At 44.8% G+C, this 14,397-nt stretch carries 14 protein-coding genes; 6 read left to right on the top strand and 8 right to left on the bottom strand.

The features are described 5' to 3' along the window. Positions 1–75: 75 nt before the first annotated feature. The 7 genes from yidC to DD616_RS05030 form a co-directional block, all read right to left on the bottom strand. On the bottom strand, positions 76–1,698 hold the full coding sequence (yidC, locus tag DD616_RS05060) for a membrane protein insertase YidC (protein WP_017046370.1): 1,623 nt from the start codon (positions 1,696–1,698) through the stop codon (positions 76–78). Positions 1,699–1,700: 2 nt separating this feature from the next. Further along, entirely contained in the window at positions 1,701–1,961 is a 261-nt protein-coding gene (gene yidD, locus DD616_RS05055; protein WP_017047818.1) for a membrane protein insertion efficiency factor YidD, read from the bottom strand. Next, on the bottom strand, positions 1,928–2,284 hold the full coding sequence (gene rnpA, locus DD616_RS05050; RefSeq protein WP_026027667.1) for a ribonuclease P protein component: 357 nt from the start codon (positions 2,282–2,284) through the stop codon (positions 1,928–1,930). Before rnpA ends, yidD begins: the two co-directional genes overlap by 34 nt. Positions 2,285–2,296: 12 nt before the next feature. After that, the gene (rpmH, locus tag DD616_RS05045) at positions 2,297–2,434 is read right to left on the bottom strand and encodes a 50S ribosomal protein L34 (RefSeq protein WP_010319951.1); all 138 of its coding nucleotides are present in this window, start codon (positions 2,432–2,434) and stop codon (positions 2,297–2,299) included. A gap of 196 nt (positions 2,435–2,630) precedes the next feature. Then, positions 2,631–3,380, bottom strand: a complete 750-nt coding sequence (locus tag DD616_RS05040; RefSeq protein WP_013855580.1) for an amino acid ABC transporter ATP-binding protein — start codon at positions 3,378–3,380, stop codon at positions 2,631–2,633. Then, complete coding sequence (locus tag DD616_RS05035) at positions 3,377–4,048, bottom strand: amino acid ABC transporter permease (RefSeq protein ID WP_010319949.1); 672 nt, start codon at positions 4,046–4,048, stop codon at positions 3,377–3,379. The genes DD616_RS05040 and DD616_RS05035 overlap by 4 nt, the downstream gene beginning before the upstream one ends. A 75-nt stretch (positions 4,049–4,123) precedes the next feature. Further along, positions 4,124–4,873: an amino acid ABC transporter substrate-binding protein gene (locus DD616_RS05030; protein WP_208872024.1), complete on the bottom strand. Its 750-nt coding sequence runs from the start codon at positions 4,871–4,873 to the stop codon at positions 4,124–4,126. 309 nt (positions 4,874–5,182) lie between these two features. Between DD616_RS05030 and dnaA the strand changes: the two genes are divergently transcribed. From dnaA to DD616_RS05000, 6 genes are all read left to right on the top strand, one after another. After that, positions 5,183–6,586, top strand: coding sequence for a chromosomal replication initiator protein DnaA (dnaA, locus tag DD616_RS05025; RefSeq protein ID WP_010319947.1), 1,404 nt, complete (start codon positions 5,183–5,185; stop codon positions 6,584–6,586). A gap of 73 nt (positions 6,587–6,659) precedes the next feature. Continuing rightward, positions 6,660–7,760 (top strand): DNA polymerase III subunit beta, encoded by a 1,101-nt coding sequence (dnaN, locus tag DD616_RS05020; protein WP_017046368.1) that lies wholly within the window; start codon positions 6,660–6,662, stop codon positions 7,758–7,760. A gap of 9 nt (positions 7,761–7,769) precedes the next feature. After that, the gene (gene recF / locus DD616_RS05015; RefSeq protein WP_013855575.1) at positions 7,770–8,849 is read left to right on the top strand and encodes a DNA replication/repair protein RecF; all 1,080 of its coding nucleotides are present in this window, start codon (positions 7,770–7,772) and stop codon (positions 8,847–8,849) included. A gap of 19 nt (positions 8,850–8,868) precedes the next feature. Further along, entirely contained in the window at positions 8,869–11,286 is a 2,418-nt protein-coding gene (gene gyrB, locus DD616_RS05010) for a DNA topoisomerase (ATP-hydrolyzing) subunit B (RefSeq protein ID WP_013855574.1), read from the top strand. Between the two features lie 506 nt (positions 11,287–11,792). Next, positions 11,793–12,065 (top strand): GreA/GreB family elongation factor, encoded by a 273-nt coding sequence (locus tag DD616_RS05005; RefSeq protein WP_017046366.1) that lies wholly within the window; start codon positions 11,793–11,795, stop codon positions 12,063–12,065. A gap of 536 nt (positions 12,066–12,601) precedes the next feature. Then, the gene (locus DD616_RS05000; protein ID WP_010319943.1) at positions 12,602–13,039 is read left to right on the top strand and encodes an Hsp20 family protein; all 438 of its coding nucleotides are present in this window, start codon (positions 12,602–12,604) and stop codon (positions 13,037–13,039) included. Between the two features lie 68 nt (positions 13,040–13,107). On the opposite strand, the gene DD616_RS04995 is transcribed toward DD616_RS05000, so the two are convergent. Further along, on the bottom strand, positions 13,108–14,355 hold the full coding sequence (locus DD616_RS04995) for a valine--pyruvate transaminase (protein ID WP_010319942.1): 1,248 nt from the start codon (positions 14,353–14,355) through the stop codon (positions 13,108–13,110). Between the last annotated feature and the right edge of the window lie 42 nt (positions 14,356–14,397).

Genomic DNA, 14,397 nt, shown 5'->3' with positions numbered 1-14,397 from the left:
AATCAGCCAAAAACAAAAAGGCGACCAAAAGGTCGCCTTTGTTTCACTTGTCAGTGTGACTTCTTGCTGAAGTGGCTACTTAGAGTGTAAGCCTTTTTTCTCCAGCGCTTTGTAAATCAAGGTTTGCTGGATCAAGGTAACGATGTTCGATACCAACCAGTAAATCACTAAACCTGATGGGAAGAACAAGAAGAAGAACGTAAACATAACCGGCATAAAGGTCATGATCTTCTGTTGCATCGGATCAGTGACTGTCGTCGGGCTCATTTTCTGGATCATAAACATACTCACACCCATCAGCAGTGGCAAGATGTAGTATGGGTCTTGTGCTGAAAGGTCATGAATCCAACCAAAGAAAGGTGAATGACGCAGTTCAACCGATTCCATTAATGACCAGTAAAGCGCAATGAAGATAGGCATTTGCAGGAAGATAGGTAAACAACCACCGAGTGGGTTTACTTTCTCTTTCTTATACAGCTCCATCATTTCTTGGCTCATGCGTTGGCGGTCATCGCCGATGCGCTCACGCATTGCTTGCAGCTTTGGTTGCAGCATGCGCATTTTTGCCATTGAGGTGTATTGTGCTTTGGTCAGTGGGTACATAGCACCGCGAACAATGAAGGTTAAGCAGATGATTGCTACACCCCAGTTGCTAACGAAGCTTTGAATGAATGAAAGCAACATGTGTAGTGGTTTTGCAATAAACCATAACCAGCCGTAGTCGACAACTAGATCAAGATTTGGCGCAACAGCAGCCATCTCATCTTGCAGTTTTGGACCGACCCAAAGTGTGGCTAAGAATGTTGCTTTTTCACCGTTGGCGATGGTTTTATTTGGCATGCGAACACCAATATCACCTAAGTTGCCAATCACGCGAGTGTATAAGTTTGACCCTGCTGCATCACGTGGGATCCACGCGCTGGCAAAGTAGTGTTGGATCATCGCCGCCCAACCTTCACCGTTAACCAAAGGCAGTGACAAGTTACGATCTTGCATATCATCGAAACTGTATTTCTTATAACGTGTATCTTGTGTTGAGTAAGCACCGCCACGGTAAGTTGGCATAGCCAAGCTGCCACCAGCGTCCAATAAATTTTGGCGTAGGTGTGCATACATACCCAGTGTCGCGTTATTACCAGATTGGTTGACTACATCAAATTCAACATCCAAGGCGTAGCTGCCACGTTTAAGGATGAAGGTTTTGGTGTATTCAAGGCCATTGGCTTGATAAGTCATGGGAATGCGCAGTTCGTCTTGACCATCCGCTAGAGCAAAGGTGTCGGCGCTAACAGTATAGTTTGGACGATTGTTGCTGCTTAAATCGATCCCTTGCGGTCCCACTAAACCACTTTGCGCGATAAACTGGTGACCAGGAATGTCTTTAAGTAGCACAAATGGGTCTTCTGAATTGAGTTCAGCATCGTACTTATTCAGCTCGGCCTTCACTACATCACCACCTACCGTGTCAATTGACAGAGTCAGTACATCAGTCTTGACGGTGATGGTTTTTGCAGACGCATTGGTTACTGCTGGTGCTGGGTCTAACTCATCAGCCATAGATGGTGCAGTTAGAGTGCTGCTATTTTGTGCCTGCTCAACCGCTTGAGGTGCTGGGTTCTTTGCTACTTGCCATTGCTGGAAAAGTAAAAAAGAAACGAGTGCCAAGGCGATTAACAGGATATTACGTTGAGAATCCATCGTTAATTATCTCTGTCTTGTTTTTGGACTGGTGGCGGAACGGGGTCAAAACCCCCTTCGTTCAAAGGGTGGCATTTTAATAGACGTTTGCCTGATAACCAACACCCTTTTACAAAACCGTGAGCTTTCAACGCTTCTATCGCATAGTTTGAACAGGTTGGAGTAAAACGACAGCGTGGTCCAAGCAGAGGACTGATGATTCCTTGGTAAAGACGGACTAATCCGATTGCTAACCACGCGAAGGGCGAGACAGGCGATGCCATAATTTTTCAAATAGTTTGAACATTTCTTCATTGCTTAAATCTTGCGCGCTCTTTTTCGCAATCACAACAAAATCTTTGTTAGGAAGTTGATGCTGTTTATTACGGAAGCTTTCGCGAGCGAGGCGTTTGAAGCGATTACGGCCAACAGCAGTTTTGATCTGTTTTTTGGGGACGGCCAACCCTAACCTTGGGTGGGTAAGAGCGTTTTCGCGAGCAATGATAGTGAAATGGGGGGAGCCTGCGCTGTGCGCTTGCTGGAAGACTTTTTTATAATGTTCGGGAGTTAACAAACGTAACTCCCGATTGAACGCGTACGTATTCAAAATAATCGCGAATTATTTTGACAGGCGCGCGCGGCCTTTAGCACGACGTGCATTAATAACCTTACGGCCATTCTTAGTTGCCATGCGTGCACGGAAACCGTGAGTACGCTTGCGCTTTAGAACGGTAGGTTGAAAAGTGCGTTTAGACATGTGTAATTACCTTACTGATCAGTAGTTTTTAGGTTCAAATAAACCCGGCGTGGGCATATTTTCGCTTCTTTAATAGAAAGAAAGGAATCCGACGCCTCTCAACAAAGAGGCGGAATTGTAATCACTGTCACAATAAGTGTCAACGATTGGGTTCACTAAAATTCCGGTCGGGGGATTATACGCAGTCTCCTTTAAATCACAAGGATCCTTCGTCGATCCCCACCTGATTTAAAAATTTCTTGAGCTTAGGATCCTGTGGATTACCAAAGATATCCTGTGGAGAGCCTTGCTCTACAATTTGCCCATCGGCCATGAAGATCACGCGATCGGCTACCTCCTTTGCAAACTGCATCTCATGGGTAACCACCAGCATTGTTTGGTGATGAGTGGCTAATTTCTTCATTAAAGCAAGCACTTCGCCAACCCATTCAGGATCGAGTGCTGACGTAGGTTCATCAAATAGCAGCAATTCTGGTTGTAGCGCCATCGCACGACCGATCCCAACGCGCTGCTGCTGGCCACCTGAAAGCGCTGCGGGATAACTCTCTCCTTTATCCCCAAGACCGATGTCATCCAAAATCTGCTGTGCGCGGGTCAGGGCGAGATCTTTTTTCCAACCGTGCACCGTAATGAGCCCTTCGGCGACATTTTGCCTCGCCGTCATATGAGCAAACAGCGCGTAGTTTTGAAAAACAAAGCCTGTTTTTCTGCGCAGTGCTAATACATCTGCTTTGGTCTGTTGCTGGGTGTCGACGGTGACATCATCAATAGTAATGGAGCCTTGGTCTGCGCGTTCTAGGAAGTTGACGCAGCGCAGTAAGGTCGATTTACCTGTACCGCTTGAGCCAATAATGACGATGATTTCACCTTTTTCTATTGCTAAGCTGATGCCTTTGAGCACTTCAGTATCGCCAAAGCGCTTATGAATATTATCGAGTTTAATCATCGTACATACGCCTTATTGAGTCTCTCTTCAGCCCAAATTTGTACCCGAGTCAGTACCACCACTACGGCCCAGTAAATTAATGCAACGGCGAGGAAAGCTTCAAAGAAGCGAAAGCTTGACGAAGCTTCCATCTGCGCTCTAGCCATGATCTCAGCGACTCCTAATGTAAAAGCTAATGAGGTCGATTTGATCATATCAATGAAGTAATTCATTAATGATGGCAACGCGATACGAGTAGCTTGCGGCAAAATAATGCGGCGCATTGCTTGGCTTGTGGTCATACCCACAGACAAACTCGCTTCCATTTGGCTGCGATCAATACCCAAAATGGCGGCGCGAATACTTTCTGCCATATAAGCGGCGAAGTGAAGAGTTAGCCCGATCACCGCGGCGCTAAATGCATTTAAACCGACCATCCACGGTAACACTTGCGGCAGACCATAGTAGAGTAGAAATAGTTGTACCAGCAGGGGAGTACCGCGGAAAAAGCTGATGTACAGCTGGCTTAGCGGATCCAAAATGGGCACTTTGAACACACGAATATTGGCTAAAATGACCGACAGGATCAAAGCAAACACTAAGCCCCAAGTCGCCATCTCCATGGTGGTGCCTAAATACCTGAGCAGTATTGGCATCAGCTCAAGCATATAGTGAAAATCAAATCCCATCGGCTTACCTTTTTAAAACAAAAAAGGTGGAATGTGTGGTTCCACCTCAATCCTATCTTTTGATAATAGGGGAATTTACTTATTGGTGATATCGGCAGCAAACCATTTTTCAGAAATCGCACTCAGTGTGCCATCAGCGCGCATCGAGGCTAACGCTTGATTCACTTCAGCTTGCAGTTTTTGGCCTTGCTCGTTGTTAACAAACGGCCAAGCGTTTTCAATGGTTTCAAAAGGGTGACCAGCCAATTGCAACGGTAAGCCCGTTGTTTTAATCAATTCCAGAGCCGAAAGGCGATCCATCACAAACGCATCGGCACGACCAAGAGCAACGTCATGTTCAATGCTAGTATCGTAAGTTTTGATTATGATTTTATTGTCTTTGTCAAAGCTGCGCAGTAGCTGCTCGAAGTTTGAGCCTAAATTGACCGCGACCGTTTTGCCGGCAAGATCGTCAATCCCTTTAATGCTGTCATTACCTTTGCGAACGGTAATTTGTGCACCGTCGATGACATACGGGTCAGCAAATAAGTATTTCGCTTTACGTGCTTCTGTGACGGTGATTTGGTTTGAAATGGTATCAATTCGGCCAGTTTCAAGCAGGCCAAAGAGACCGGAGAAATTAGCAGTAACATATTTTACATCGTAATCATTGCGTTTACCTATCTCATCCCAAACATCCACTTCAAAGCCTTGCAGCTTGTCTTGTTTGACAAAAGTGAATGGAAAATAGCGCCCTGACATGCCGACTTTTATTTCCGTTGCCGCGTGTACGCTTGCAGCGGATAGTGCAATTGCAGTAATGGCGACTTTAACCCAGTTTTTCATCTTGAAACTCCTTATATTTATAGAGAGGGATGTTACTGGTAAAGCACTCAATAGAATAAATAACCAGTAGTTATTAACCATAACCGAACATAGTGACACAATTGGGGATAAGTATAGAGGATCCTTGTATATGTGGATCATCGTGTGGGTAAAGTGGTGCTAATTGTGAAGATCGACAAAAATCAAGCGCAAATTGTGTGAATAACTTCGATCTTATTCACTGGATCACGGATCAATCGCTGGCGATCTTGGTTATCAACAGGTAAAATCGCCAGTCTTTTCGATCATTTACTTAAGGTGAGGGCAACCGTGTCATCTTCGCTTTGGTTGCAATGTTTGCAACAGCTTCAAGAAGAGTTACCAGCAGCGGAATTCAGCATGTGGGTACGTCCGTTACAAGCGGAGCTCAATGACAATACTCTCACTTTATTCGCCCCAAACCGATTTGTGCTTGATTGGGTGCGCGATAAATACATCAACAGCATCAACCGACTACTGCAAGAGCATTGTGGCCACGATACCCCGAACCTGCGTTTTGAAGTGGGTAGTCGCCGGGTCAGCGCGCCTAAAGCTGCTCCCGTTCGTACTCAAGCGGATGTCGCGGCTGAATCTTCAGCTCCTGCACAGTTACAAGCGCGTAAACCAGTACATCGTACGTGGGAAAACGACACGGTTGTGGCAGACATTAATCACAGATCAAACGTTAACCCTAAACATAAGTTCAATAACTTCGTTGAAGGTAAATCGAACCAACTTGGTTTGGCTGCAGCGCGTCAAGTTTCCGATAACCCCGGCGCGGCCTATAACCCACTCTTCTTATACGGTGGTACAGGGCTAGGTAAAACACACTTATTGCACGCCGTTGGTAATGCGATTGTTGATAACAACCCTAATGCGAAAGTGATTTACATGCACTCAGAGCGTTTCGTGCAAGATATGGTGAAAGCGCTGCAAAATAATGCGATTGAAGAGTTCAAACGCTATTACCGCAGTGTCGATGCACTCTTGATCGATGATATTCAATTCTTTGCCAATAAAGAGCGTTCGCAAGAAGAGTTCTTTCATACCTTTAACGCATTGCTTGAAGGTAACCAACAAATCATTTTGACTTCCGACCGCTACCCTAAAGAGATCAATGGGGTGGAAGATCGCCTGAAATCTCGTTTTGGTTGGGGTTTGACGGTCGCGATTGAGCCACCAGAGCTTGAAACGCGTGTCGCGATTTTAATGAAGAAGGCAGAAGATCACCAAATTCATCTTGCCGATGAAGTTGCCTTTTTTATTGCCAAACGCTTACGTTCCAACGTGCGTGAATTGGAAGGTGCACTAAACCGTGTTATCGCCAACGCTAACTTTACCGGCCGTCCGATCACCATCGATTTTGTGCGTGAAGCGCTGCGTGACTTATTAGCTTTGCAAGAAAAATTGGTCACCATTGATAACATTCAAAAGACCGTGGCGGAATACTACAAAATTAAAGTGGCGGATTTGCTTTCTAAACGTCGCTCTCGCTCGGTTGCTCGTCCACGCCAGTTGGCGATGGCACTGGCTAAAGAGCTGACTAACCACAGCTTGCCTGAAATTGGTGATGCGTTTGGTGGCCGAGATCATACGACAGTGCTGCACGCTTGCCGTAAAATCCAGCAGTTACGTGAAGAGAGCCACGACATCAAAGAAGACTATTCGAATTTAATTCGTACCCTGTCTTCTTGATGCACAACCTTCTTATATCAGCTATTTTAACCCTCACATTTAGGGTTGCCCGATAACATCGTAAGAGCTAACTATGAAATTTACTATTGAACGTAGCCACTTCATTAAGCCACTTCAGCAAGTATCTGGAACATTAGGCGGACGTGCGACTTTGCCAATTCTTGGTAATTTGTTGCTCAAAGTGGAAGAGAACGAGCTGTCGATGACGGCGACCGATCTTGAAGTCGAACTGATTAGCCGCGTGACACTTGAAGGTGAGTGCGAAGCAGGAAGCATCACTGTCCCTGCGCGTAAATTTTTAGATATTTGTCGCGGCTTGCCCGATAGCGCCGTGATCACTGTGGTATTGGAAGGCGATCGCATTCAGATGCGTTCTGGCCGTAGCCGTTTCTCTCTGGCAACCTTACCTGCCAGTGACTTTCCTAATATTGAAGATTGGCAAAGTGAAGTGGAAGTGTCGCTCACTCAGGCAGAACTGCGCAGTTTAATTGAGAAAACCCAGTTTTCGATGGCTAACCAAGATGTGCGTTATTACCTGAACGGTATGCTATTTGAAATCGACGGTTCAACCTTGCGCTCTGTGGCAACCGATGGACACCGTATGGCGGTTTCGCAAACGGCACTCAGCGCGGATTTTGCCAATAAACAGATCATCGTGCCGCGTAAAGGGGTACAGGAACTGGTCAAGTTACTTGATGCGCCAGAACAGCCGGTTGTGCTGCAAATTGGTAGCTCAAATTTGCGCGCCCAAGTGAATAATTTCATCTTCACTTCTAAGCTGGTTGATGGCCGCTTCCCTGATTATCGCCGCGTTATGCCGCAGCAAACGACCAAAACCTTAGAAACGGGCTGTGATGAGTTACGTCAGGCATTTTCTCGTGCCGCGATTCTCTCAAATGAAAAGTTTCGCGGGGTACGGGTTAATCTTGCGGATAATGAAATGCGCATTACCGCCAACAACCCAGAGCAAGAAGAAGCGGAAGAGTTGTTGGATGTCACCTTTGAAGGCGACGCTATCGAAATCGGTTTTAACGTCAGCTATGTGCTCGATGTACTGAATACATTACGTTGTGAACAGGTTCGTGTATCGATGTCTGACGCCAACGCCAGCGCGCTGATTGAAAATCGCGATGACGACAGCGCGATGTATGTCGTCATGCCGATCCGACTTTAAGTTTGCGCAATGCCGCTGACTCGTTTAATCGTCCAACAATTTCGCAATATTAAAGCCTGTGATATCCCATTATCATCAGGCTTTAACTTTCTTATTGGCCCTAATGGCAGCGGCAAAACCAGTGTATTGGAAGCGATTTACCTGCTGGGTCATGGTCGCTCGTTCAAAAGCGCCTTAACCGGACGCGTCATACAAAATGAGTGTCAGGAGCTGTTTGTGCATGGGCGTTTTTTGACCTCGGATCAATTTGAGCTACCGATTGGCATTAATAAGCAGCGTGACGGTTCAACAGAGGTTAAAATAGGCGGTCAATCTGGGCAAAAACTGGCGCAACTGGCACAAGTTTTACCTTTGCAATTGATTCATCCGGAAGGGTTTGATCTGCTCACCGATGGACCAAAACAACGACGTGCATTTATTGATTGGGGGGTATTTCATAGTGAACCTGCCTTTTATGATGCATGGGGGCGTTTTAAGCGCCTCAATAAGCAGCGCAATGCGTTGTTAAAAACGGCAACCCATTATCGTGAACTCAGTTACTGGGATCAGGAGATGGCGCGCTTGGCTGAACAAATCGATGCATGGCGCACACATTATGTGACGCAAATGAAGTGTGTTGCCGAGGCGTTGTGTCGCAGTTTTTTGCCAGAATTTGATGTGCAAATGAAGTATTATCGTGGTTGGGAAAAAGAGACGCCCTATCAACAAATCCTCGAGAAAAACTTCGAACGCGATCAATCGCTAGGCTACACATTCAGTGGCCCGAATAAAGCGGATTTAAAAATAAAGGTCAATGGAACACCGGTTGAAGATGTTCTATCACGCGGTCAGCTTAAATTAATGGTGTGTGCACTGCGCGTCGCACAAGGACAACACTTAACCGAGCTGACAGGTAAGCAATGCATCTATTTAATTGATGACTTTGCTTCCGAATTAGATAGCCATCGTCGTAAGCGTTTAGCGGATTGCTTAAAATCGACGGGGGCACAAGTTTTTGTAAGTTCTATTACGCAAGGCCAAGTTGCAGACATGATTGAGTCAAACAGCAAGATGTTTCATGTGGAACATGGCACAATAGAGCACGGATAAAATAGTGAGAGAGTAACTCATGTCGAATAATTACGATTCATCGAGTATTAAGGTACTGAAGGGTCTGGACGCGGTTCGTAAACGTCCAGGAATGTACATCGGCGACACGGATGATGGCACCGGTCTGCACCACATGGTTTTTGAGGTGGTGGATAACTCAATTGATGAAGCGTTGGCAGGTCACTGTAAAGACATCGTAGTGACTATTCACGAAGACAATTCAGTTTCAGTTAGCGATGATGGCCGTGGTATTCCTACCGACCTTCACGAAGAAGAACAAGTTTCTGCCGCGGAAGTTATTATGACGGTTCTGCATGCGGGCGGTAAATTTGATGACAACTCATACAAGGTTTCGGGTGGTCTGCATGGTGTCGGTGTGTCCGTCGTCAACGCGCTGTCTGAAAAAGTGCTACTGACTATCTATCGTAACGGCGCTATTCACACACAAACTTATTGTCACGGTGTGCCACAAGCACCGTTGGCTGTGGTGGGTGAAACCGATAAAACCGGGACAACCCTGCGTTTTTGGCCAAGTGCTGAAACCTTTACCAACATTGAATTCCATTACGATATTTTAGCTAAGCGTCTGCGTGAGCTCTCTTTCCTAAACTCTGGTGTATCCATCAAACTGTTTGATGAACGCGAAGAAGACAAAAAAGACCACTTCAGATATGAAGGTGGTATTAAAGCGTTTGTTGGCCATTTAAACCGCAATAAAACGCCGATCCATGAAAAAGTATTCCATTTCAGCTCTGAGCGTGACGATGGGATTACCGTGGAAGTGGCGATGCAGTGGAACGATGGTTTCCAAGAAAACATTTACTGCTTTACCAACAACATTCCTCAACGTGATGGTGGTGCCCACTTAGCGGGTTTCCGTGGGGCGTTAACTCGTACCCTAAACACCTTCATGGATAAAGAAGGCTTCTCGAAAAAAGCGCAAGCGGCGACCTCGGGTGATGATGCTCGTGAAGGCTTAACCGCGGTGGTTTCAGTGAAAGTGCCGGATCCTAAGTTCTCTAGCCAAACTAAAGATAAATTGGTTTCATCCGAGGTGAAATCTGCGGTTGAGTCAGCAATGGGTGAGAAATTGGCGGAGTTTTTGGCTGAAAACCCAAGTGAAGCCAAAATGGTCTGTTCAAAAATCATTGATGCGGCTCGTGCTCGTGAAGCGGCGCGTAAAGCGCGTGAAATGACACGTCGTAAAGGTGCGTTAGATCTTGCCGGTTTGCCGGGTAAACTCGCCGATTGCCAAGAAAAAGATCCTGCACTATCTGAACTGTACATAGTGGAAGGGGACTCTGCTGGCGGTTCTGCCAAGCAGGGACGTAACCGTAAAAACCAAGCGATTTTGCCGCTGAAAGGTAAAATTCTTAACGTTGAAAAAGCTCGTTTCGACAAAATGCTTTCTTCGCAAGAAGTCGCAACGCTTATCACCGCATTAGGCTGTGGCATTGGCCGTGATGAATATAACCCAGACAAACTGCGTTATCACAACATCATCATCATGACCGATGCGGACGTCGACGGTTCGCACATTCGTACGCTACTGCTGACCTTCTTTTATCGTCAAATGCCTGAGCTGATTGAGCGTGGCTACATCTACATTGCTCAACCGCCTTTGTATAAAGTGAAAAAAGGCAAGCAAGAGCAGTACATCAAAGATGAAGATGCGATGAACCAATACCAAGTTGCTTTGGCATTGGATGGTGCCTCACTGCATGTTAACCCTCAAGCGCCAGCATTAGCAGGCGAAGCGTTAGAAACCTTGGTTAAGCAATACAATGTCGCCATTAAGCTGGTGGAGCGCATGAGCCGCCGCTACCCTTACGCCTTGATCCATGAATTCATCTATATGCCGCGTATCATTGTTGATCAATGCGCTGATTCTGCAGTAGTAGAAGCGTGGGGCAAACAGCTGGTGGAGCAGTTAAATGCGAAAGAAGTTGGCGCAAGCCAATACAGCATTGAAACTGAGCACAATGCAGAGCTTGGTATTTATCAGCCTAAGATTGTAGTGCGCACTCATGGTGTAACGCATCAACATCTATTAAGTGCTGATTTGCTCAATTCGAAAGAGTACAGCAAGCTGGCGGACCTTTCTGAAGCACTTTATGGCTTAGTTGAAGAAGGGGCTTACATTCAACGTGGTGAGCGTATTCAACCTGTCGATAACTTTGTTGATGCGTTGAACTGGTTAATTAAAGAGTCTCGTCGTGGCCTAAGCCTACAACGCTACAAAGGTCTAGGTGAAATGAACCCAGATCAGCTGTGGGAAACGACGATGGATCCTGAATCTCGCCGTATGCTGCAAGTCACGATTGAAGATGCTGTTGGTGCTGATGAACTGTTTACCACCTTGATGGGTGATCAAGTTGAGCCGCGTCGCGCATTCATCGAAGAGAACGCCTTAAAAGTTGCCAACCTCGATGTCTAAGTCGTTGCTATAAAGCAAATCCCAAAAACACCGTTTCGCAAGAGCGGTGTTTTTTTATGGTCAATACAAAGTCACCCAACGTGGGAGCAACCATTTTTAGCATCAACACTTTCTACTTATCTTAGGTTGTCTTCAAGGATAAAAGGTCATAAACGTTTTTTTATTGGGATTTTCTCTCAATAAAAAAAAGTATCTACTATTTTATTTTATTCCATGTTTTTAGAGGTTTTTATGAGCTTGAATTATATTTTTTGGCCGATATAGTATTCATTAATTACTTTTTAGGAGATGTGGGTTTGTTATTTATCTTACAGTAATAAATCCGAAGGTCTAACTTTCGGATATTATCTAATCTATTTTTGGAATTATTGTAAGGAGTAATAAATATCAATTTATTTAAGCGTTGGCTTGTTTTTTTTAAAAGTAAAATAATAACAAGCTTATTTGTTACCTATCAGTCTCCACTGATTTTACTGACTCTTTTCGAGAGAATAGAAGCAGAATCATTGGCCAGATATTCTACGGCAGAGCGCCGAGTCAACGTTGGAGATAGGGTCAGTTTTGTTGATACAGAAAAGTGTCAACCTTATCAAATTATTATAGTGCTTGGTGAGCGGAACAACCCTAATGATGGTCTCGTATCACTTTACTCTTATTTAGGCGCTTCTATTTTTGGATTACGTGAGCAAGAGTGTTTTAAATTATATATTTTAGGAAAAGAGCGAGAATATAAAGTGGTTAATATTCTTCCTGAAAAGTCACTAACGTGTGTAAATTAAATTTCTTCGTTAAAATAAGGAGATTACTATGAGTAAGAAAGATATGAAAAAAGCGCAACTTAGCCTAAAAGAAAAGCGGAAATTAAAGCAAGAAAAAATGGAAGAAAGCAGTGTAATTAAAGAAAGGAAAAAACGCGGAAAATAAAATAAGTTTTCATCGGTTAAAGTGCAAAATAAAGCCTAATGATATCGTTAGGCTTTTTTATGTCTCTGTATTGACTCTATATCCTGCTAATGAAGGCTTTGTAACCCTACGAAGTATCAGTTTGATTTGATGTCCTCTTTCTAGTTTCTGCTCGCTTTAGCGAGGACTAAAAAATTTTTCAAAAAATCCTTGAAAAGAATTTTAGTGCCCCTATATCTATCAATGAAGAGGATGCCGTAAGGACCTCTGGAATGGCGACACAGGTTTGCTCTCTTAAGAGGAGCCTTGTGTTGTGATCATTAAATGTGTTGTTAGCTCCATGTTGAAAGAATGGCTGCTAACGGCTTAGCGCCTATGCGCTAAGGCTATTGCTTATGATGAGGATAGTATGATGAGAACAGTAGATTTCACTCCTTTATACCGCAACGCAATTGGTTTTGACCGTCTATTAAACATGATGGAATCCAGTTCAGCGAAGAATAGCTCTGCGGGTTACCCTCCGTACAATATTGAACAGCAAGACGACAATAAATATCGCATCACGATGGCGGTAGCTGGTTTTTCTGAAGAGCAGATTGAGATTACTCAACAAGAAAATACGCTGATTGTGCGTGGCGAACGTAAACCCGAAGAGAATAAAAACTACGTCTACCAAGGTATTGCTGAGCGCGATTTTGAACGTAAATTCCAATTGGCCGACTATGTCAAAGTGCTCGGAGCCACAATGGAAAATGGCTTGCTACACGTGGATCTTGAACGTGAAACACCTGAAGCGATGCAACCACGTAAAATTGCGATTAATGGTAAAAACTTAATTGAGAACAATTAAGTTACTGGCCACATTAAAGTAGTGAAAGAGCGCCTTTTGGCGCTCTTTTTCATGGCAGAAAGGATGAATTACTGTTGATAAGCTAATGCCACTTCTTGAGCAATAATTTGAATGCCCTTTTGCATGGCTTCATCATCTTGCACGTAGTTCATGCGCAGACACTGATGCGCGTGTTGCCAATCGTCTTGTTGACCAATAAAGAAATATTCACCCGGTACAATCAATACTCCTCTGGCTTTTAGACGTTGGTAAAGTTCCATGGTGGTTATAGGGAGCTCATCAAACCAGAGCCATAAAAAGATCGCCCCTTCTGGTTTATGGATACGAAAGCGCGGGTCGCTAATGGCTTGCTTGAGTAACTCGACTGCTCTTTGTGATTTCTGCTGGTAGAAGGGCTTGATCACATCGCGACTGAGCCTTAATAGATCGCCTTTTTCAATCATATGATGAGCAATGGCTGGGCCGATGCTGCCTGGCGCTAAGCTAATGATGCCATTCATGTTGGTTAATGCTTGGGTAATGGTTTCGTTGGCAATGACGATACCGCAGCGCACACCGGGTAAACCCAGTTTCGAAAGGCTCATGCATAAAATGGTGTTGTCATTCCAAAAGGGTTCAATCTCTTCAAAAATGATGTTGGGAAATGGAACGCCGTATGCATTGTCGATAATCAGTGGGATATTGTTCTCTCTAGCCAGCTTATCGAGCTTGTGGATCTCTTGTTCTGTGAGCACATTTCCCGTCGGATTGGTTGGACGGGAAGCACAAATGGCGGCTACCGACGAATCCACGCTCAAGGTTTCGAAATCCACGTGGTATTTGAATAAGCCATTGTCGAGTAGTTCTATTTCTGGGCGATAGGAGACAAAAATATCTTCATCTATCCCGGCATCACCATAACCAATATATTCAGGCGCTAATGGCAGTAAAATTTTCTTATGTGAACCATCAGCTTGCTGGCCAGCAAATAGATTAAATAGATAGAAAAATCCACTCTGGCTGCCATTGGTTAAGCTAATGTTCTTTTCACTGATTTCCCAGCCATAGGTTTCTTTGAGCAGTTTTGCGAGAGATTTAACGAACAGATCTTTACCTTGTGGGCCATCATAGTTGGCGAGGGCAGCGATCAGTTCACCACTGCTAAGCATGTCAGCACTGGTTTGATGAAAGTAGTCAATCATGGCGGGAATGGCAGCTGGGTTACCACCGCCGAGCATAATGGCTCCGGGAGTGCGCAGGCCATCATTGAGATCGTCCATTAACTGGGTAATACCGGAATACTGATTAAATTTTTCACCAAATTTCGAAAACTGCATTGCTGACTGCCTAATTCATTCTTGTATTTGCTTGCATAAAGG

Source organism: Vibrio anguillarum (genome assembly GCF_003390515.1).
GTDB classification, from domain to species: Bacteria; Pseudomonadota; Gammaproteobacteria; order Enterobacterales; family Vibrionaceae; genus Vibrio; species Vibrio anguillarum.
This window is presented reverse-complemented; position numbering and strand designations above follow the sequence as displayed.